Below are 19626 nucleotides of genomic sequence, written 5' to 3'. Positions count from 1 at the left end.
GTTCCCGCAGACGATATTCTTAGTGTGTTCCATGTGATTTCCGAGCCCTGCCATCCGGCGGGGCTTTTTCGTATCTGCCCCCCGGTGATGCCCATGCCTGCACATGCCCCCGCGCACTGGCTCGATGAGGTCGAGCTGGTGGGCTTCGATGCGCCTGTTGATCCGGCGGCTGATGATGCCAGCAATCTGGCGGCCTTCCTGGACACCATTGCCTATGCCGAGGGCACGCCGCGCTTCAGCTCGATCGAGGGCTATGACGTGCTGGTGGGCGGCAAGACCTTCGACGGCTTCGATGATCATCCCCGCCAGTCGGTATGGCTGCCGAATCTGGGCATTCACTCGACGGCAGCTGGCCGCTATCAATTTCTGATCCGTACCTGGGATGACCTGGCCAAGCGCTTCCACCTGCCGGACTTCTCGCCAGCCTCGCAGGATGAGGCGGCCAAGCAGTTGATCCGCCAGTGTCGGGCACTGGGGCTGGTGTATGACGGGCGCATCGCTGAGGCCATCCACGCCTGTCGGCGCATCTGGGCGAGCCTGCCGGGGGCAGGGTACGGCCAGCGTGAGCTTGATACCGATGAGCTGCTGGGCGTGTACGTGCGTGCTGGCGGCCACATCGCATAACGATAACGACGAACTACGCAGGGCCTACCGACTCAGGAGGCCATATGCATGACGACGACCACGAGCCCGCCGATATGCCACACCGCGATCCATCGACATGGCAGATGCTGCTGGAGTGGCTACAGCCGTATCAAGCCAACCTCTATGCAGCGGGGCTGTCATTCGTGATCGCGCTGCTGCGCGGCCTGCATGCCGGAGGCCGCTTCTACAAGTCATTGCTCGAGGCGACCCTGGTGGGGGGCCTGACATTGGCGCTCAAGCCGCTGCTGGACTGGGGCGGCTTGGATCAGGATATGGCCGTGGCCATCGGGGCTGCGATCGCTTTCCTCGGTGTCGAGTGGCTGCGTGCCAAGTCTGACGCCATCTTCGATAAGGTGCTGGGACGATGGCTGCACTGATCACGACCGCGTGGGCATGGGGCCGCAAGCTGATATCAGGCGTGAAGATCGAGGTCGTCCTGATGGCAGTGGTGCTGGGCTGGGGTGCGATGAAGACCTATGAGGCGACCAAGGCCGAGCAGCATGCCAATGACCTCAAGGCTGAGCTATCCACCGAGAAGGCGGTCAACCGCGGGCTCGAGATGATGGCGCTGCACTACGGCAATCAGATGAAGCGATTGTCCGTCGCATTGGAGGCACGCGAGGCTAGTCGCGCCCTGGATGACCGTTCAATCATGGCTGCTCGAGCAGCTGCTCGCCGAATGGAGAACGACGATGCGCCGACTGGGGATTGGGCTGACCGGCCTGTGCCTGATGCTGCTGCTGAGTGGCTGCAGCGCCTTCGAGCGCCAGCCAGTGGTGATGCCCACTGAGTGGCAGTGCACACCTGAGGTGCCGAGCTACCTGCTCAATCCACTGCCTGCGCCTGATAGGCCAGTGACATCCAACCGTGATCTGCTCAGCCTGCTGGCTGACTATGAGTCGCAGCGCCGTCGCTTCAATGCTGACCGCACGGCGACGGCCTCGATCCTCGAGCGCCTGGCCGATGGCCCTGATGGGGCCGAGCAGACGACTGCTGAGTAACACCACAAGAATTGAAAAGCCCTGCCATCCGGTGGGGCTTTTTTGTGGGCGCTTCACCCGCGCCCGGCACTTACCAGAGCCTTTCAGGATAGAGCCTGAGGAGCGCCGATGGCTTCATCGGGCCTCTCTGGGTTGGCGACTCCTGGGTGACAGGCTCTATCTCTAAAAGGCTCTACCGATGACAAACGTTATTCCGTTCGACTACGAAGGCCAGTCCATCCGCTTCAACACAGATGGCTGGATCAATGCCACCGACATTGCCAAGCGCTTTCATAAGCGCCCTGTGGATTGGCTTAAGCAAGACGAAACGCGGGCGTATCTTCGAGAGTTTGCCGCGGCACTTAATTGTGATCCTGAGTCACTTTTAAAAACCCGCCGTGGTCGTTATGACAGTGGCACATGGCTGCACCCCAAGCTCGGAGTCCGGTTCGCCCAATGGCTGGATGTCCGGTTCGCAGTATGGTGTGACCTTAGAATCGACGCATTCATGCGGGGCGAGCTGAGCGCTATGCAAGAGTTTGAAAAGGCCTGCCGCGCACTGGATGACCAGAATGCCAAGGGGAGCCTTGCCGGTCGCGAACTGGCCAGCCATCGATGGGTCAAGCCGGCACTGGAGTCTCGTGCTGACTACTGGCGACAAGAGCTTCAGATGGCGCTGCCCATCGACTCATGATCACTCCCTTGCCTCAGTCACAGCACACGATCTCGTCCGTTCCCACCATCGTGGATGACATAGAGCTTGTAGCCTTGGATATGGGCGAGAGTCTCAGCGTACTCGCGGGCTTCGGCTTCCTGCTTGAATGTCTTGTGCGGCATATCCTCGAGCTCACGACGTACTGCCCAGCCGTCAGTGCAGCGATAGAGATATAGCTCGAGCATCATGACTGCCTCCTTTGATCGGTGCCCCTGCATGTTCGTGTATGCGCAACTCTCAACGTAGTAGAGGAGAAGGTCTGTGCCTATCAAACCGCCGCACTCATGCCGGGCGCCTATGTGTGGGGGGGCAAGACGACTGCCTCTCGGGGTGGATACCAAATGAAAAGTTACTCACATCGCGGTAATGCCTGGTAGGCCGTGATCGGTCTGTATCCCAGCAACCACGCGGCATGCAGAAAAATCGCGGGTCCTTCTGGCTAGGGGTGGAGCAACCACGGGGGCGCAGACTCGCGGATCTCGGCATTTTTTCGGGTTTCTAGCGTCGGCAGCGGCACCGTGCGTAATCCCGCATAGCTATTGACTTTCGAGGTGCCGATGGTGCCGATGCTTCGGCAGTGACGTGATCAGCAGAGGTGGCCAGCGCATGGCAGACATCAGCGCGTTAAAAGAGGCGTACCACTGGAATATCACGCGCATTGCTGACGCCTTCGGATTACACCGCGACACCGTGCGCAAGCGGCTGCGCGCCGCTGGTGTAGTACCGGCCGGCCAGCGTGGCAGTACCAGCGTTTATGCCCTGGCGGATGTCGGCCCCGCGCTGTACTCCGACATGATCGGGACCGCCGGCGGTGATCCTGATGATCTGCCGCCCCAGGATCGCAAGGCGTGGTATCAGTCCGAAACCGAGCGCGTGAAGCTCGAGCAGCAGCTGCGCCTGCTGGTGCCGGTGGAGGATGCGCACCGCGAGATGAGCCGGCTGGCCAAGGCGGTGGCCAGTGGCCTGGATTCGCTGGCCGACATGCTGGAGCGCGACGCCGGCCTGGCTCCCGAGAGCATCCAGCTAGTGGAGCAGGTGACCGACGCGCTGCGCGAACAGATGTACCAGGCAATAATCGCGGATGATGGAGAGAGCGCCGATGACTAGCACCGCCAGTGCCGCCTCTATCCGGCGCGACGTGGCCGAGCTGATCCGGCCGCCTCGACGCATCCAGCCCAGCGAGTCAGCGGCCGAGGTCATGAAGGTGGTCAGCGGTGATGGCACCGTGCGCGACTGGAGCGCAGACACCACCCCGTATATGCGCGAGCCGCTGGATTGCATGGGATCGCGGCTCTATGACGCCGTGATCTTTGTCGGCCCCGCGCGTACCGGCAAGACCAATGCTCTAGTGGATGGTTATGTCGCCTACAAGATCGAGTGTGACCCAGGCGATGGCCTGATCGTGCAGATCAGCGAGGAGAAGGCGCGCGAGTTCAGCAAGAAACGCATTGACCGCATGCTGGTCAACTCGCCTCGCCTGGTCGGGCGCATGAGTCCGCGCGGGCACGACAACAACGTGCATGACAAGACCTTTCGCGCCGGCAACTACCTGGGCATCAAATGGCCGTCAAAGAACGTCCTTGCCTCAAGCGATTATCAGTTTGTCCTGATCACCGATTTCGACCGCCTGCCCGATGACGTGGATGGCGAGGGTAGCGCGTTCCTGCTCGCCAGCAAGCGAACCCAGACATTTGGCTCAACCGGCATGACGCTGGCCGAGTCCTCGCCAGGGCGCGAGATCACCGATCCCGACTGGCGGCGACCCGACGATGCCCCGCATATGGCACCGCCCACCACCGGCATTCTGGATCTGTTCAACGCCGGCGACCGGCGGCTCTGGTACTGGCAGTGCCCCGAGGCGCACTGCCGGCAGTGGTTCCCGCCGGTGATGGACAATTTCTCACGGCAGGCGGGGTGCGTGTTCTGCCCGCATTGCGGCACCGAGATCGACCCCGCGGCAAAGCGTCAGCTCAACCTGGCTGGCCGCTGGGTGCCCGAGGGTGCCCAGCTCGATGAGGCCGGCGAGATGACCGGCACCCCGCGGCGATCGCGCATCGCCTCATTCTGGATGGAGGGGCCGGCCGCGGCCTTCCAGTCCTGGGCGTCGCTGAATGAAAAGCTCAGGCGTGCCGAGGAGACTTACCAGCAGACCGACAGCCAGGAAACGCTCAAGGCGGTGATAAACACCGATTGGGGCCGGCCCTATCTGCGCCGCCGCGCAGCCACGCAACGCTCGAGCGAGCGGCTGGCTGATCGCTCCGAGGATTACCAGCGCCGCACCGTACCCCAGGGCGTGCGGTTCCTGACCGCTGCCGTGGATGTACAGGGCGGCAAGGATCGCCGCTTTGTCGTGCAGATCCAGGGCTGGGGCGCGCACCGCGAGTGCTGGGTGATCGACCGTTTCAACATCAAGGAGGACCGCGGCCCTGACAATGACCAGGAGCCGCGCCCCATCTCGCCGGCCACCCAGCCAGAGGACTGGGACCTGCTGACCCGTGACGTGCTGCTGCGCAGCTACAAGCTCGAGGACGGCAGCGGCCGCCGCATGCCGGTGGCATCCATCGCGGTGGATACCGGCGGCGAGGGCGAGGGCGAGGAGAGCGTGACCAGCCAGGCATATGACTGGCACCGCCGGCTGCGCCGCGATGGCCTGCAGTCGCGCGCCTTCCTGGTCAAAGGCTCGAGCACGCGCGGCAGCTCGCGGGTGCGCAAGACGTGGCCGGACAACACCGGCCGCAAGTCTCGCCAATCCACTGCGCGCGGTGACGTGCTGCTCTACCTGCTGGGCACCGATCTGCTGAAAGACGCCGTTGCCGCGATGATGGACCGCGACAACGCCGGCGCGGGCTACCTGCACACACCCAGCTGGCTGGGGCGCTGGTGGTATGACGAATTGACGTATGAGATCCGCGACCCCGCGAGCGGCAAATGGCGCAAGCCAGGCAAGCGACCCAATGAGGCGTTTGATCTGTGCGTGTACAACCTGGCGCTGTTCATCCTGATGAAAGGCGAGCGCATCGACTGGAACGCGCCGCCGCCCTGGGCGGCTGCCTGGGATGACAACGCACTGATCTCGCAGTCGCCAGACGCCGCCCCCGCCGTCACTCAACCCAAGCCACCGGCCGCGCGCAAGCGCCGGCGGGTGGTCAAGTCGCGCCTATAGGGCGTGGCCGGCCAACCTTTGGAGCCTACCCCATGGCATATACCGCTGATGATCTCGCCCGCGTTCGCCAGGCGGTGCTCGATCTGGCCACCGGCCAGCGGGTGACATCGTTTCGCACGGCCAACGGCAAAACGCTGAGCTATGCAGATGCCGACATCGACAAGCTGCGCGAGCTGGAGCGCACCATCGCGGCACAAGTGGCCAGCGCCTCGCATATCGGCCGCCGGCTGAGATCCCGCACCCGCTACACCACGACATCAAAGGGGCTGTGATATGGGCGTGATCAGCACCCTCTCGCGGGGTATGCGCCGTGCCGCCTCGCGGCTGGGGATCAAGGCGAGCGCCTATGAAGGGGCAAGCCAGGGCCGACGCATGGCAGGGCGGGGTGTGACCACCACCGGCCCCAATGCCGCCATTGCTCACTCGCTGCCGCTGCTCAAGTCTCGCAGTCGCCATGCAGTGCGCAATAACGCCTATGCCAGCGGCGCGCGCGAGAGCTACGTGGCCAACCTGGTGGGCACCGGCATCAGACCCCAGTGGTCAGATCCTGAGATCCAGGCGCTGTGGGACCGCTGGGCAGGCGAGGCCGACGCCGATGGCCTGGACAGCTTCTATGGCCTGCAGGCGCTGGCGATTGGCAGTCAATTCGAGGCCGGCGAGGTGCTGGGGCGTTTCCGCTATCGCCGCATCAGCGATGGCCTGAGCGTGCCGCTGCAGATCCAGGTGATCGAGGCCGACCACCTGGACGCCAGCCACTCCACCACCCTCAGCGACCGCGTGATCAAAATGGGCATCGAGATGGACGGCATCGGCCAGCGCCGCGCCTACCATCTCTGGCGCTACCACCCTGCCGAGAAACTGACCGCGCAGATCAATACGCGGGTGCCGGTGCCGGCCGACCAGGTGCTGCACCTGTTCCGGCGCACCCGCCCTGGCCAGCTGCGCGGGGTGCCCGAGCTGACCAGCGTGATCGTCAGGCTCTATGAAATCGACGCCATGCAGGATGCCACCCTCGCGCGCCAGAAACTGGCGCAGCTGTTCGGGGCATTCGTCAAGCGCAAGGCCGATGCCGACCCCGAGGATGAAGGGCCATTCTTTGGCACCCATGGCACCCATGTCGAGGATGGCGAGGGCGGCGAGGGCATTGATGCATTCGAGCCTGGCGGCATCCACTACCTGGAGGATGGCGAGGAGGTGACATTCTCCGACCCGCCCGATATTGGCAGCAGCTACACCAACTGGCTGCGCACCGAGATGCACGCGGTGGCGCGCGGTGCCGGCCTGACGCATGAGCAGCTGACCGGCGATCTGCAGGGCGTCAATTATTCCTCGATCCGTGCGGGGCTGCTGGAGTTCCGCCGGCGGGCTGAGATGCTGCAGGCCGACCTGGTGATCCACAAGTGGTGCCGGCCTATCGCGGCCAAGTGGCTCGATACCGCCGTCAGCGGCGGGGCGCTGGTCATTCCCGACTACGCACGCCGCCGCGCGGATCTGCTGGCCATCGACTGGATCGCGCCTAAATGGCAGTGGGTGGACCCCGTGAAGGAGGTCACCGCCGATCTGATGGAAGTGCGCGCCGGCTTCAAGCCTCGCGGCGAGGCGGCAGCAGAGCGGGGCTGGTCGCTCGATCAGCTCGACAAGGAGATCGCGCGCGGCAACGTGAGCGCAGATGACCAGGGGCTGGTGCTCGATTCTGACCCGCGCCGCGTGGCCAAGAATGGCACCGCGCAAGCGAACGACCCAGACCCTGACGCCGACCCCGACCAATGAGGAATCACCATGAAATGGTTTGAAGTACAGGCGGCCGCCGATGGCCGTCACGCTGACGTGTGGATCAATGACCAGATCGGCATCGACTGGTGGAGCGGTGACGGCACCACGGCCAGCGCGTTTATCAACGCCATCGCGTCGCTGGGCGATGTCGAGGCACTGACCGTGCATATCAACTCGCCAGGCGGCGACGTGGCCGATGGCATCGCCATCGCCAACTATCTGCGCGGCCATAAGGCCCAGGTAACCACGCGGGTGGAGGGCATCGCTGCCTCTATCGCCGCGACCATCGCCATGGGCGGTGACCGCCGCGAGATGGCCACCGGCTCGCTGCTGATGATCCACGACCCGTGGACCGTCGCCATGGGCAACGCCACCGAGATGCGCAAGCTCGCGGATGATCTCGACACCATCCGCAATGGCATCCTCGAGCTATTCGTCGCGCGTGCCGGCGAGCCGCGCCGCGTCGAGATTCAGGAGGCGATGCGCGCAGAAACCTGGATGACCGGCGAGGACGCCATGGCGTTGGGACTGATCGACGCCGTGGATACTGACCTCAAGGCGGCCGCCTCGATTGGCGATTACTCCCGCGCCCTGGCCGCTGCCGGCCGCTCTGCCCAGCATCATCTCGAGCAGCAACGCGCACCGGCGCAGCCGGCACCCAGCGCCATGAGCGCCGCCGACGCCCTGGCGCTGGCCTTCGACATCGAGCCGGCCCAGGCCGAGGCCCGCGCCGCTGAGCTGGGCGATCAGATCCTCGCCTGGCGTGACAAGCCGGTAAACGCGCCGGCGGCTGATACCGCTGCCCTGCAGCGCGAGGCTGTCGCGGCTGAGCGTGAGCGCGTGGTCGCCATCATCGACACCTGCACCACCACCGGCCAGCACCAGCTGCTCGCCAAGCTGGTCGCCAGCGACATGCAGACCGATACCGCCCGCGAATACGTTTTCGACGTGGCCGCTGCCTCGAGCGCCGGCGTGCATTCCAGCCACTCGCCCGAGGGTGGCCAGCGTGCCGGCATCGACACCCAGGGCATCTATGCCCGCCGCCGCGCTCGCAGCGCATCCTAACCGCACCACCTGGAGAGCATCATGACCCCGATTCAACACACCGAGCCGGCCCGTACCGGCGAGCACGTACTCTCAGAGGCTGCCGGCTCTCGCTCGCGCGAGGCCATTGTGGTCGCGTCTGGCGTACTGGCGGCCGGCACCGTGCTGGCCATGACTACTGACGGCACTTTTGTGGCGCATGACCCGACTGCCAGCGATGGCACCGAGATCGCTGCTGGCATCCTCTATGGACCGGCAGATGCCACTGATGGGCCGGTGCCGGCTGTCGCGCATGTGCGCGATTGCGAGGTGAATGGCACCGGCGTCACCTGGGCGGCCGATATGACCGATGGCCAGCTGGGCGCGATGAATGCCGCGCTCATGCAAGCCGGCATCATCCTGCGCGGTGTCGAGCTGCCGGCGGGCGTGCTCGCCGTTGAAGACCCCGCCTGATAGGCACCGTGCCCCAACCTCTCACACCGTCTGATGCGCCGCCCACTGGGCGGCGCTGTCGTTTCTAGCGCACGACCCCGACCGCACCCGACATCTCAAGGAGGGCGACATGCCCGCTGATATTTTCTCCTCTGACATCTTCTCTATCGGCAGCCTGACGGCCTCGATCAATGAAGCCGATTACGTGCCGTCCCGCCTGGGCCAGCTGGGCATCTTTGAAGAAACCGGCATTGCCACTACCACCGCCACCGTCGAGAAGGATGGCGACACCCTGGCGCTGGTGCCGGCTGGCGAGCGTGGCGCGCCGGCAGACCCGCTCAAGCGCAACAAGCGCACCGGCGTCACCTTCAATGCCGTTCACCTGCCGGTGACTGACACCATCCTCGCGGATGAAGTGCAGAACGTGCGCGCCTTCGGCAGCGAGGACCAGCTCGAGGGCGTGCAGCAGGTGGTTGATACGAAGCTGGGCCGGATGGCTCGCCGTATCGACGCCACCCTCGAGTGGCAGCGCATGGGCGCGCTGAAAGGAAAGATTCTGGACGCTGACGGCAGCACCGTGCTGACGGATCTCTATAGCGCCTTCGGCATCCAGCAAACCACCGTCAAGATGGCGCTCAACACTGACACCACCAGCGTGCAGTCCAAGGCGCTGGACGTGCTCGAGGGCATCGAGGATGCGCTCAAGATGCTGCCGTTTACCGGCGCGCATGCGTTCTGTGGGCGCAGCTACTGGCGCAAGCTGATCAGCCATCCGAGCGTGCGCGAGGCGTATCTCAATCAGCAGAGCGAGAAGCTGCGCGGCGATGGCCGCGACTCCTTCGAGTTTGGTGGCATCACCTGGGAGCGCGCCGTGGGCAATGTCGCCGGCCAGCCCTTTGTCGCTACCGGCGAGGCTATCGTGATCCCGATGGGCGTGCCCGACATGTTCATCGCGCACTATGCGCCGGCCGATTACGTCGAGGCTGTCAACACGATTGGCCTGCCGTTCTACTCCAGCACCGACCGCCTCAAGCATGGCAAGGGCGTGGAGCTGGAGGCCCAGTCGAACCCGATCATTCTCAACACTCGCCCAGGCGCGTGCATTCGTTTGGTCGAGACGGCCTGAGCCAATGAGCATCGACGAGATCGAGGCAGCCGCTAACCGGCGGCTGTTCGGTGTCGGCGGCCTCAGCGTGCTCGCCACCGTTACCCCGCGTGGCGGCGCGCCCATCCCCACCCGCATCATCATCGACCGTGACGCCACCATTACTGACGATTTTGGCATCGTGCTGGAATCGCGGTGTGAGATCGGTGTGCTCACTGAGGAGGTGGGGCGGGTGGATCGGGGCACGCTGATCGACACCGGCAAACCCGATGACCGCTGGACGCTGCTCGAGCCAATTGGCGATGACGGATTCGAGCAGCGCTGGACAGCCTCGAGGTACTGACAATGGCAGCGACAAGCCTGGATCTGCGCGACCTCGAGGGCGTCGCTGATGCCTACCGCCTGGCACCCAAGGCGGCGGCCAAGGCGGCGCAGCTCGCGCTCAATTCTGCCGCGCGGCGTGCCCGTACTCTGGGCAGCGCCGCGATACGCCAGCAGGTGGCACTTTCTGCCGGCTATGTGAATGACAATCTCAAGGTGCGTACCTTCGCCACCTCGACGGATCTCTCGACGCGGATTGCGGCCAATCCTCGCGCGGTGCTGCTGACGCGCTACGGGGCCAAGATGCGCACCGTTAAGGCCAGCAGCCGGCGCGGCCTCAAGGGTGACCCAGCACGGGGCATCGCAGCAGGTCGCAAGGCGGCAGGCGTGAAGGGCGTCAGGGTGAAGACTGGCGGCGGCACCAAGCGGATCGAGGGCGCATTCTGGGTGCGTCTTGCTGGGAGTGGCCAGTGGGCACCGGCAGAGCGCACCGGCGATGGTCCGAGCGATTACCGCGTGATGCACGGCCCCAGCGTGTACCAGGTGTGGTCTGACGTGCGTGCGACTGTCGCGCCCCAGGCCATGCAGCATGCCGCTGATGAGTTCATCAGGCAGTTTGATCGCCTGAGCTGACCCATTCTCTGAGAGGTCACCATGCCCGACTCACTGGCAGCGCCTGAGCTGCCGATCACCACGCAAGCCATGCGCGCACTGCAGGCCAGACTGGCCAGCATCACGCGCGCCAATGGCTATCACACCGATCTCGGCCTGAGCGTCTGGCGGGGATTCTGGATTCTGGCGCTGGGTGCTCGCCAGCATGTGCCGATTTTGGCGCTGCAGTCCGATACCGAGCGCCCCACCGACACGCGGCAAAATCGCGCCAAGCTCAGCACTGACGCGCGCCTGGTGCTGGTGGTCGATGCACTGCCGCGCAGTGAGGACGATGCGACCGCCGGCGAGACGGCAATCGAGGCAGGGCTGGCCGATCTGCGCCGGTGCCTGCTGATGGACCAGAGCGATGATCTGACGCGCGTGCTCAAGCACAACGGCGTGACCCTGGGCGCGGCCGAGTACGCGCTGGCTGAGGATTCCCGCTACGCCCTGGCATCCATGCCAGTGACTATGGAGTGCGTCGAGCACTACACCTGACCGCGCATCACTGCACGACACCCACCACCCCGCATATCTGGAGAGCCACAACATGGCCACAAAAACCTATAGCTACCTTGGCAAAGGCATGGTTTACCTGCGCAACCGCTCAAGCGGTGGCGGCCTCAAGCAAGTGGGCAACTGCTCCGCCCTCGAGTTCTCTGTCGAGACGGATACTCTGACCCAATCCGACTACACCCAGGCCGGTGGCGGCAATGCTAACGAGATCCAGCGCGTCAGCAGTGTGGGCGCGAGCATCACCATGCTGGAGCTGCGCCCCGACAATGTGGCGATGGCGCTGCGCGGTACTCGCTCCGAGGTGCAGAGCGCGCCCGTCACTGGCGAGCGTCACACCGCCTACCCTGGCACCCTGCTGGCGCTCAGCAAAACGCCTGACCGCACCGAGAGCATCACTGTCACCATCGACCCCGATGGCGCGGGTGATGCAGCCATCGAGGATGTCGATTACGAGATCACCGGCGCGGGCGTCTACGTGACCGAGGGCGGCGCTATCTCTGAGGGCGATGTGGTCGCCATCGACTACACCAGCGCAGCGGCTGATGTGATCGAGGCCATGACCGGCAGCGGCGACGAATACGAATTGGTGTTCGATGGTTTGAACGAAGCCGAGAGCGACCGCCCCGTGACCGTCACCGCGCACCGCGTCAAGTTCAGCCCGACCACTGGCCTGAGCCTGATCGGTGACGACTTTGGCGAGCTGGCACTCGATGGCAGCCTGCTGGTCGATTCCAGCAAGGTCGGTGCCGGCGTGTCCCGTTACTTCAAAGTGGCCATGGCGCGCTAAGCCTCACCGCACTACCACCCCAGCGGCTCAGCTGCTGGGGCTTATTCCAGGCGGCTGGAGATCCGGCCGCCCCTGAGTTATCCACACCCGCCCCCGAGCGGGTGTTTTTCTGCCTGGAGATGCCGCCATGGCTCTGACAGATCGCGCCGTCGAGCTGGTGCTCAAGGCCAAAAACCTGATTTCTCCGAGCACTGAGGCGGCCGCCGATAGTGTCAGCGACTTATCGGCCAATGCCGAGGAGCTGCGCAGCAACCTGGATCAGCTCGAGGATCAGCGCGCCCTGGTGCGCGCCTTCCAGCAGGCCACCACTGCCACCGGCAAGGCGCAAAAGGAGTGGGACAAGGCCACCGACAAGGTGCGCGCGCTCGAGCAGGAGATCGAGGCCAGTGGCCAGGCGAGCATCGCCCAGCAGAACCGCCTCAACGAAGCGCGTGCCGTTGCCGCCCGCGCCGGTGATGCCTATCAGCAGCAGGCAGCCCAGGCGGCCCAGCTGGGCCAGAGCCTGACCGATGCCGGCATTGATACTGGCAATCTCTCCGAGGAGCAGCTGCGCCTGGCGCGCGAGGCGCGCGAGGCCCAGAACGCGCTCGACGGCATGGGCAGCTCAGCCGCCCAGGCAGGCAATCAGGCAGAGGAGGGCAGCACGGGGCTGCAGCGTGCCCGCCAGGCGCTCAACGATTGGAGCAAGGCGGCCGCCGGTGCCGCTGTCGCGGGTGGTGCATTGGTCGCAGGCTTCGCGGCGCGCATGACCTCAGAGCAGGCGGATCTGGCGCGCGAGCTGGATAACGTCAGCAAGCGCACCGGCGTGGGTATCGTCGCGCTGCAAAAGTACCGCTACGCATTCGAGCGCGCGGGGCTGGATGCCGACGAGGCCGGTGACATCTTCCAGGATGTGGCCGACAAGATCGGGGATGCCTTCGAGAATGGTGGCGGCGATGCCATGGATGCGCTCGAGGGGCTGGGCATCGAGGCTAAGGAGCTGATCAATCTCGCCCCTGATCAGATGTTCCTGCGCCTGGCCGACGCGATGCAGGATCTGCCCCAGGCGAGCCAGATCAATTTCCTCGAGGGGCTGGCGAGCAACGCCTCGCGCCTGCAGCCGCTGCTGGAAAACAACGCGGCACTGTTGCGCCAGCTAGGTGATCAGGCCAGCGAGATGGGTCTGATCATGTCGCCCGAGCAGATCGCCAACCTGCTCAAGACTGAGGAGGCGATCAACGGGGTGCAGACCCGCCTGCAGGGGATTGCCACTCAACTGTTTTCCAAGCTCTCGCCGGCGGTGGAAGGTGCCGCCGATGCCTTCGATGACGCGCTGAAAGACAACCCCAAGCTAGTCGATGAGCTGGCCACCGCGATCAGTGGGCTGATCAAGATCGGCACTGACTGGGTGCGCAGCTTTATCGACAACCGCGATCAGATCGCGGATTCGATGCAGTCGCTGGTCGATGTCGGCCAGATGATGGGTAATGGCCTGGTGGCGGCGTTTCGTCTGGTGCAGTCAGCCGCTGCCGGCGTGACCGCAGGCGTCGCGTCGCTGGGCACTGGCATTCTGCAGCTCAATGCCAAGTCGCTCGAGCTGCTGAATAAGGTAGGCATTGCATCTGATAAGGAGGTCGCCAACGCCCAGGCCAAGGCCAAGGCGGCAGAGCAGACGCTCTATGATCTCAACAAGGATGCCAAGCGCTACTTTGATCAGGCCATGGAGGCCGGCAAGGCAGCGGCCAACGCCTTTGATAACTCCACCGAGGCGGTGGAGGAGCAGGCCAAGGCGACCGGCATTACCGCTGATCAGCTCGACAAGCTGGCCGATGGTGCCGATGTGGTCGATGGCAAGATGCTGTCACTGGCCGAGACTCAACGCCGGCAGGCTGACGCCACTCGCGCCCAGGGCAAGGCAGCGGCCCAGGCGGCCGAGGATCTGGGCACCTCGCTGGAGGAGCTGAGCAGCGGTATCGAGGCCGGCGAGGCTGAGGCAATCGACGCATTCGACCGGCTCGCCAATAACGGCCAGGTCAGTGCCGAGCAAGTCGCGGCCGCCTTCGAGAAGGCGCAAGACGAGATCAGCTCAGAGAAAGGGCTGGCCGCCTTCCGCGCGCTGCTCGAGGAGCTGGTCGAGTCTGGTGTCGCTGGGGCGGATCTGCTCGAGAAGCATCTCAAGGCCAGCGGCAAGGCAGCCGCTGACACCCTGGGGCTGTCGCTGCGGGATCTGACCACCGGCATCAGCAAGGCCGAGGCGGACGTGATCGAGGCATTCGACACGCTGGCGCGCCAGGGCGATCTGACCGGCGAGCAGCTGCGCACCGCGTTCGGTGAGGCGCTATCGCAGCTCGAGGGTGACGAAGCGCTCGACGCGATCCGCGAGAAGCTGACCGGCCTGGTGTCAGATGGCGTCACTGGGGCCGGTGCGCTGCGCAGCGTCTGGACCGAGTACAAGGCCAGCATTGACGACACCACCAGCGCGCTCGAGGAGCAGCGCGCCCAGGAGGCTGCCACCCAGGCCGAGGCGATCAAGAATCTGCGCATCATCCAGAATGCGCGCAGAGAGGCCCAGGCCGAGGAGGAGGCAGCCACCCAGTCAGCCATCAGCAATGTGGAGGCGCGAGCCAGTGCCATCGGGGGCGGTCTGGCGGCCGTCTACAACAAGGCGGCCAATGCCACCCAGGCGCTGAGCGCTCGCGCCGGCACCGCCTTTAAATCAGCCATGACCGGCAGCAGCGGCGTCACCGGCACCGTGGATCTGCTGCGCGACAAGATCGCTCAGCTCGAGGAATCCGTGGGCAATGCCTTTGTGGCATGGAAAACCCGCGCGGACCCGATGGGTGTCAATAAGTATCTGGCCAAGGTGGCGGCCAATAGCGGGCTAGTCGAGCTGGAGTTCCGCAAGCAGCAGCTTGCGGCCACTGAGCTGGTCGAGGCGTTGGGCAAGGTATCCAGCAGCGACCCAGGTGCTGGCCTGCGCAACCTGGCGGCCGACTCCGGCCAGGCTGTCAGCGCCACCCAGCTGCTGAGGATGTCGAGCGAGGATCTGCGCCGGCAGTTCGACCTGCTCGATGACGCCTCGCTATCGAGCCTCGAGGGTGCCATCCAGTCAGTGCGCAGCCAGGTGGACTCACTCTCTGACAGCGTGAGCGACACGCTGGCGAGCCTGCGCTCTGAGCTGGCCAGCCTGCAGGGTGATAGCACCCAGGTCGAGGCGCTGCGCTATCAGGAGCAGCAGCTCGAGCTGCAGCAGACGCTGGACAAGGCCCGCGCCCTGGGCGATGCCCAGACCATCAGCCAGGCCCAGGAGGCGCTGAGGCTGGCCGAGCAGGCCCACGACCTACGCCTCGCGGACATCCAGGCCCAGAGCGAGCAGGAACGCCAGGAGGCGCTGCAGGCTGAGGCGGATCTGCAGCGTCAGGTGCAGGCCGGCGAGGTCACCCAGCGCGAGAACAATGCGGCCGCCCAAGGCCGCACCACCCAGCTGACCACCTCGCTGCAGGCCCAGCGCCGCGTCGCGGTGGATCTCAATATCGGCAATCAGCAGGTGACGCTCAACGGGGTGGACGAGAGCGAGGCTGACGCCCTGCTCGAAACCCTCTCGCGCGCCTCGCGCACCGCTATCCGCTGATACCGCATCACCCATAACCGAGAGAGACACCCATGCCGGTGACACTAGAGGGCATCGCCCTGCCTGCTGATATTCAGTGGACTGATGAGATGGTCAGCCATGGGGTGGGGCAAGTGCAGACCCCGACACTGACCGGCGCGCTGGTGGTCGAGGAGAGCGCCCAGGCGGCCGGCAGATCCATCACGCTGGCCAGTGGTGGCGGTGCCTGGGTGACGCGCTCCACTGTGCTGGCGCTCTCCGAGCTGGCCGCCACGCCACGCCCTGCTGACACCCCGATGGTGCTGGTGTGGGGTGATGGCCGGACCTTCGATTGCGTATTCGATCACGCCGGCGGCGAGGCAGTGTCAGCGTCTGAGGTGCTGCGCCTTGCGGCCGGCAGCCAGGATGCCGATCACCCCTACACCATCACCCTGCGCCTGATCACCGTCTGACACCCCATCACCTTGCTGGAGCCAGCCCAATGGCCGACGAAACAATCCATAGCGGCGACATCCGCATCCTGCAGTCCGAGCGTATGACCGACAACGCCGATGGCGGTGGCCGGCTGACTGGCCGCCCCGTGACCGATGGCGCGAGCAATGACATCTTTGATGACATCTCTGATCTTGATCGCGCAGCGGGGCGCACCTCGCTGCGCAAGGTCGGGGCCGGCGTGCTGACCGACAACACCGCCCAATATTTTGGCGCGCACGCGATCATTGACCAGGTGCCGGCTGATCCAAATGTCAGCGTGGTGATGTTCGATACCGGCTCGCCATCTGATGAGCGTGCCGAATCCCGCGATTACGTCGAGAGCTATGTGACCGCCGGCGCGACCTCGCGCATGACGCTGCTGGGCGATCAGCTGGCCGGCCAGCGCAGCATCATCACGTTTCAGATGCCAGAGGCCACGCTGCCCGATCTGGGCGATGTGCTGGCGTTGATGACCGAGCAGGGCGATGCCGCCGGCGAGGTCCAATATGTGCGCATCTCTGAGATCGACCACGAGATCCGCACATTTGAGTATGAGAACGGCAGCAACGTGCAGACGTTCGAGCGCCGCGTGCTGACGCTGGGGCTATCCACTGCGCTGCGCCAGCGCGTCTATGGCGTGCAGCCCAAGCCTGGCACCCTCAATCCCGATACCGTGATCCGCGAGGGGCAGAGCACCGATGCCGCCCGTTACTATGGCGTCAGCACCCTGACCCAGCCGGCCACCTTCGGGGCCAATAGCGTCACCGTGGCCAGCACCTATGCGCCGCTTGTGCCGGCCACCACCACCGAGCAGGCGGTGACCGATGTGCAGGTGGGCGGCACGGCCACCATCAGCGTCAGCAGCGGTGGCTCGACCTTCGAGGTGGCGCAGATCGCCAGCACCACCCAGATCGCTATCGAGCTGAATAACCGCGGCTTCACCTATGTCAGCCGCCTGGACCCGCTGCCGGCACCTGGCAGCGTGGTGATCGCTTATCGCTCGCTGGGCAAGTGGTATGAGCTGCGCGACGATGACGCGAATGGCGATCTGAGCGGCAGCGGGGCGGGGCGCGTGGACTATGCCACCGGATCTGTCAGCGTGACGCTGGGCGGCCTGCCGGATGTCGGCAGTTCGGTGCTGTTCAGCTGGGGCACGCCGGCCCACTATGAGGATCGCGCCGGCCAGGCCACCATCGACAAACCCTGGATGACGTTCGTGCTCGATCACGCCGGCGTGATGCCTGGCAGCGTTACCGTGCGCTGGATCTCTGGCGGCAGCGAGAAGACGGCCACCGATGATGGCCTGGGGAGCCTCAGCGGCGCAGCCACCGGCCGCGTGGTTTATGGCTATGCCGACGGCAGTGGCGCGCCCCAGCCAGGCGAGGCATATGTCGAGTTCAATGGCGACGCCTTCCCAGATGCCAGCACCCAGGTCGAAATCGAATATGACTATGGGGCACCGAAAACCGAGCAATTCCTGCCGTCTGCCAACGGGGCCGGCCTGGTCAGCCTCAGCATCAGCGATGCGCCGGTGCGTCCTGGTAGCGTGGCCATCACCTGGTCGGTGGTGCGCACCTGGTCGAGCAGCGAGAGCGAGTCGCGCAGCAGCCCGCGCACCGGCACCTGGGAGACTGTCGAGCAGAATGGCGGCGAGGCCGATGTCACCTACACCATCACCGATGATGGCCGTGGCGGCTTCAATGGTGGATGGGAGGGGAGCATTGACTACGCCACCGGCGCGGTGACCTTCGAGGTCGAGAAGGTCCGCGAGGTCAGCGAGTGGGATGATGGCGACGCCACGCACCGCGAATGGGGAAGCAAAGAAAAGCGCGACGTTTTCGAGAATGGTTCGAGCGTCTGGCTGACCAGCCAGCTGGACAGCGCCGCCCCGACCACCCACACCATCACCCAGGATCTCGCCCCGCTCGATGTCGAGCTGATGCCCCTGCTGCAAGATAGCGTCGTGCCTGGCACGCTGTCGTTCATCTTCCGAGGCGATACGTTCATCGACCGCCAGGGCAGTCTCTATCGCAGCGTGACCAGCAACGGGGCCGGCGTTCTCGCGGGCACCATCGACTATGGCACCGGCGATGCCCGCATCACTGACTGGCCGAGCGGCACCAGCGCCACCATCACCGTCAAAACCCTGGTGAGCACCTTCGGCACCTGGACGCTCGATGAGGCGTTTTTCCGCACGCCAGGCTCGCCGCTGCAGGTGGGTGGTCTGCTGATCCAGGCCACGACGCTCGACGGCCGCTCGATCACCGGCCAAGCGGCACTCTCTGGCGAGATCGAGGGTGACGAGATGTCAGGCAGCGTGAGCTTCGAGACGGGGGTGGTGCGCGTGACCTTCGGCAAGCTGGTCAGCAATGACAGCCTGAGCGCTGCCGAGCGCGCCGAATCCTGGTACGACGCCACCGCCGTGGATGACGCCGGCATGATCTGGCGGCCCACCCAGGTGATCCCGAGCACCGCCCGTTTCAATGCCGTCATTCTGACCACGCTGCCGCTCGAGGCTGAGCTGATCGGCATCGACCCTGTGCGCCTGCCCAGCGATGGCCGCGTGCCTATCTATCGCGCCGGCGGCGTGGTGGTGGTGCATCACACCGGCCGCGCTCCGTTCCCGCTGGGGATCGGTGGCGGCACCACGCTGGATGTCGGCCGCTCGCGGCTGGCCAGTCTGGTGGTGGAGGACGCCACCGGCGAGGAGGTGCCCGCCACCCAGTACAGTGCAGACCTCGATGCCGGCACCGTGCAGCTCGCCGCGCCTGACACGGCCACCCACCCCGAACCCTGGTACGCCCTGCACCGTGTCGAGGACATGCTGCTGGTGGGTGACGTGGATCTATCGGGGGCGCTGACGCTCAAGGGCAATTTGAGCCACGACTATCCCGCCGGCGATACGCTGGTCAGCGCCGCGATGGTGGCCGGCGATCTGCAAGCGCGCGTGGCTGACTTCTTCGATCTCTCGAGCTGGGATCGAGACTGGAGCAAAGACGACAACGATGGCGCAGATGGCACCCTGGCCGAGTACAACGTGACCACCTACCCGCCGATCATCACCAATCGCGGGGCCATCACTGAGGACTGGGCGCTGATCTTCACCAGCTCGAGCACGTTCCGCATCATCGGCCGCACCGTGGGCGAGATCGGCGTGGGTAGCACCAATGAGGATACGTCGCCTACCAACCCGAATCAGGGCGTACCCTATTGGACGCTCAAGGCGGGCGGCTTCGGGGCCGGCTGGGTGAATGGCAACGTGATCCGCTTCTCGACCATCGGCGCGAGCTTCCCGATGTGGCTGGCGCGCGTGATCCTGCAGGGGCCGGCCAGCGGCCAGCAAGATTCTTTCCGCCTGCAGATCCGTGGCAACGCCAACGCCTGACGCCACACATCAGCTCTCAAGTTTCATTCTCTACGCCCGGCACCTG

At 65.1% G+C, this 19626-nt stretch carries 20 protein-coding genes; 19 read left to right on the top strand and 1 reads right to left on the bottom strand.

Features of this window, described 5'->3' with window-relative positions; genetic code table 11:
• Positions 1 to 93: 93 nt before the first annotated feature.
• The 5 genes from FLM52_14600 to FLM52_14580 all read left to right on the top strand — a co-directional run bounded on the left by FLM52_14600 (position 94) and on the right by FLM52_14580 (position 2319).
• A complete protein-coding gene (locus FLM52_14600) occupies positions 94 to 624 on the top strand; it encodes a glycoside hydrolase (GenBank protein NVN56972.1) in 531 nt (176 codons plus the stop codon).
• Between the two features lie 44 nt (positions 625 to 668).
• Positions 669 to 1022 carry a phage holin, lambda family gene (locus tag FLM52_14595; GenBank protein ID NVN56971.1) on the top strand — a complete coding sequence of 118 codons (354 nt, stop codon included), beginning with the start codon at positions 669 to 671 and terminating at the stop codon, positions 1020 to 1022.
• Positions 1010 to 1435 carry a hypothetical protein gene (locus FLM52_14590; GenBank protein ID NVN56970.1) on the top strand — a complete coding sequence of 142 codons (426 nt, stop codon included), beginning with the start codon at positions 1010 to 1012 and terminating at the stop codon, positions 1433 to 1435. Before FLM52_14595 ends, FLM52_14590 begins: the two co-directional genes overlap by 13 nt.
• Positions 1338 to 1646 carry a hypothetical protein gene (locus FLM52_14585; GenBank protein NVN56969.1) on the top strand — a complete coding sequence of 103 codons (309 nt, stop codon included), beginning with the start codon at positions 1338 to 1340 and terminating at the stop codon, positions 1644 to 1646. The genes FLM52_14590 and FLM52_14585 overlap by 98 nt, the downstream gene beginning before the upstream one ends.
• A 178-nt stretch (positions 1647 to 1824) precedes the next feature.
• Complete coding sequence (locus FLM52_14580; GenBank protein NVN56968.1) at positions 1825 to 2319, top strand: DNA-binding protein; 495 nt, start codon at positions 1825 to 1827, stop codon at positions 2317 to 2319.
• A gap of 17 nt (positions 2320 to 2336) precedes the next feature.
• Here FLM52_14580 and FLM52_14575 read toward each other — a convergent pair whose 3' ends face one another.
• Positions 2337 to 2558, bottom strand: coding sequence for a DUF2188 domain-containing protein (locus FLM52_14575; GenBank protein NVN56967.1), 222 nt, complete (start codon positions 2556 to 2558; stop codon positions 2337 to 2339).
• Positions 2559 to 2946: 388 nt separating this feature from the next.
• Between FLM52_14575 and FLM52_14570 the strand changes: the two genes are divergently transcribed.
• The 14 genes from FLM52_14570 (at position 2947) to FLM52_14505 (ending at position 19580) form a co-directional block, all read left to right on the top strand.
• Positions 2947 to 3447 (top strand): DUF1441 family protein, encoded by a 501-nt coding sequence (locus FLM52_14570; protein ID NVN56966.1) that lies wholly within the window; start codon positions 2947 to 2949, stop codon positions 3445 to 3447.
• Positions 3440 to 5503, top strand: coding sequence for a phage terminase large subunit family protein (locus FLM52_14565; GenBank protein NVN56965.1), 2064 nt, complete (start codon positions 3440 to 3442; stop codon positions 5501 to 5503). Before FLM52_14570 ends, FLM52_14565 begins: the two co-directional genes overlap by 8 nt.
• A 32-nt stretch (positions 5504 to 5535) precedes the next feature.
• On the top strand, positions 5536 to 5775 hold the full coding sequence (locus FLM52_14560; protein ID NVN56964.1) for a phage tail protein: 240 nt from the start codon (positions 5536 to 5538) through the stop codon (positions 5773 to 5775).
• Positions 5776 to 5806: 31 nt separating this feature from the next.
• The gene (locus FLM52_14555; protein ID NVN56963.1) at positions 5807 to 7273 is read left to right on the top strand and encodes a phage portal protein; all 1467 of its coding nucleotides are present in this window, start codon (positions 5807 to 5809) and stop codon (positions 7271 to 7273) included.
• Positions 7274 to 7282: 9 nt separating this feature from the next.
• Complete coding sequence (locus FLM52_14550) at positions 7283 to 8341, top strand: Clp protease ClpP (protein ID NVN56962.1); 1059 nt, start codon at positions 7283 to 7285, stop codon at positions 8339 to 8341.
• Positions 8342 to 8362: 21 nt separating this feature from the next.
• Positions 8363 to 8773, top strand: coding sequence for a head decoration protein (locus FLM52_14545; protein ID NVN56961.1), 411 nt, complete (start codon positions 8363 to 8365; stop codon positions 8771 to 8773).
• 109 nt (positions 8774 to 8882) lie between these two features.
• A complete protein-coding gene (locus FLM52_14540; protein NVN56960.1) occupies positions 8883 to 9878 on the top strand; it encodes a major capsid protein in 996 nt (331 codons plus the stop codon).
• 4 nt (positions 9879 to 9882) lie between these two features.
• Positions 9883 to 10200, top strand: a complete 318-nt coding sequence (locus FLM52_14535) for a hypothetical protein (protein NVN56959.1) — start codon at positions 9883 to 9885, stop codon at positions 10198 to 10200.
• A 2-nt stretch (positions 10201 to 10202) separates the two neighbouring features.
• Positions 10203 to 10811, top strand: coding sequence for a hypothetical protein (locus FLM52_14530; GenBank protein NVN56958.1), 609 nt, complete (start codon positions 10203 to 10205; stop codon positions 10809 to 10811).
• A gap of 21 nt (positions 10812 to 10832) precedes the next feature.
• Positions 10833 to 11327 (top strand): hypothetical protein, encoded by a 495-nt coding sequence (locus tag FLM52_14525; GenBank protein ID NVN56957.1) that lies wholly within the window; start codon positions 10833 to 10835, stop codon positions 11325 to 11327.
• A 52-nt stretch (positions 11328 to 11379) separates the two neighbouring features.
• Positions 11380 to 12132, top strand: coding sequence for a hypothetical protein (locus FLM52_14520; GenBank protein ID NVN56956.1), 753 nt, complete (start codon positions 11380 to 11382; stop codon positions 12130 to 12132).
• A gap of 127 nt (positions 12133 to 12259) precedes the next feature.
• Complete coding sequence (locus tag FLM52_14515; GenBank protein NVN56955.1) at positions 12260 to 15742, top strand: hypothetical protein; 3483 nt, start codon at positions 12260 to 12262, stop codon at positions 15740 to 15742.
• Between the two features lie 32 nt (positions 15743 to 15774).
• Positions 15775 to 16173: a hypothetical protein gene (locus FLM52_14510; GenBank protein ID NVN56954.1), complete on the top strand. Its 399-nt coding sequence runs from the start codon at positions 15775 to 15777 to the stop codon at positions 16171 to 16173.
• A gap of 29 nt (positions 16174 to 16202) precedes the next feature.
• Positions 16203 to 19580 (top strand): hypothetical protein, encoded by a 3378-nt coding sequence (locus FLM52_14505; GenBank protein ID NVN56953.1) that lies wholly within the window; start codon positions 16203 to 16205, stop codon positions 19578 to 19580.
• Positions 19581 to 19626 lie beyond the last annotated feature (46 nt).

Source organism: bacterium Scap17, from assembly GCA_013376735.1.
In the GTDB taxonomy this organism is placed as follows: Bacteria; Pseudomonadota; Gammaproteobacteria; order Pseudomonadales; family Halomonadaceae; genus Cobetia.
This window is presented reverse-complemented; position numbering and strand designations above follow the sequence as displayed.

Coding starts and splice junctions, on each gene's coding strand:
- FLM52_14590 (NVN56970.1), top strand. CDS start 1,010: ATGGCTGCACTGATCACGACCGCGTGGGCATGGGGCCGCAAGCTGATA.
- FLM52_14550 (NVN56962.1), top strand. CDS start 7,283: ATGAAATGGTTTGAAGTACAGGCGGCCGCCGATGGCCGTCACGCTGAC.
- FLM52_14545 (NVN56961.1), top strand. CDS start 8,363: ATGACCCCGATTCAACACACCGAGCCGGCCCGTACCGGCGAGCACGTA.
- FLM52_14540 (NVN56960.1), top strand. CDS start 8,883: ATGCCCGCTGATATTTTCTCCTCTGACATCTTCTCTATCGGCAGCCTG.
- FLM52_14600 (NVN56972.1), top strand. CDS start 94: ATGCCTGCACATGCCCCCGCGCACTGGCTCGATGAGGTCGAGCTGGTG.
- FLM52_14565 (NVN56965.1), top strand. CDS start 3,440: ATGACTAGCACCGCCAGTGCCGCCTCTATCCGGCGCGACGTGGCCGAG.
- FLM52_14525 (NVN56957.1), top strand. CDS start 10,833: ATGCCCGACTCACTGGCAGCGCCTGAGCTGCCGATCACCACGCAAGCC.
- FLM52_14570 (NVN56966.1), top strand. CDS start 2,947: ATGGCAGACATCAGCGCGTTAAAAGAGGCGTACCACTGGAATATCACG.
- FLM52_14515 (NVN56955.1), top strand. CDS start 12,260: ATGGCTCTGACAGATCGCGCCGTCGAGCTGGTGCTCAAGGCCAAAAAC.
- FLM52_14560 (NVN56964.1), top strand. CDS start 5,536: ATGGCATATACCGCTGATGATCTCGCCCGCGTTCGCCAGGCGGTGCTC.
- FLM52_14520 (NVN56956.1), top strand. CDS start 11,380: ATGGCCACAAAAACCTATAGCTACCTTGGCAAAGGCATGGTTTACCTG.
- FLM52_14595 (NVN56971.1), top strand. CDS start 669: ATGCATGACGACGACCACGAGCCCGCCGATATGCCACACCGCGATCCA.
- FLM52_14530 (NVN56958.1), top strand. CDS start 10,203: ATGGCAGCGACAAGCCTGGATCTGCGCGACCTCGAGGGCGTCGCTGAT.
- FLM52_14575 (NVN56967.1), bottom strand. CDS start 2,558: ATGCAGGGGCACCGATCAAAGGAGGCAGTCATGATGCTCGAGCTATAT.
- FLM52_14510 (NVN56954.1), top strand. CDS start 15,775: ATGCCGGTGACACTAGAGGGCATCGCCCTGCCTGCTGATATTCAGTGG.
- FLM52_14505 (NVN56953.1), top strand. CDS start 16,203: ATGGCCGACGAAACAATCCATAGCGGCGACATCCGCATCCTGCAGTCC.
- FLM52_14580 (NVN56968.1), top strand. CDS start 1,825: ATGACAAACGTTATTCCGTTCGACTACGAAGGCCAGTCCATCCGCTTC.
- FLM52_14535 (NVN56959.1), top strand. CDS start 9,883: ATGAGCATCGACGAGATCGAGGCAGCCGCTAACCGGCGGCTGTTCGGT.
- FLM52_14555 (NVN56963.1), top strand. CDS start 5,807: ATGCGCCGTGCCGCCTCGCGGCTGGGGATCAAGGCGAGCGCCTATGAA.
- FLM52_14585 (NVN56969.1), top strand. CDS start 1,338: ATGCGCCGACTGGGGATTGGGCTGACCGGCCTGTGCCTGATGCTGCTG.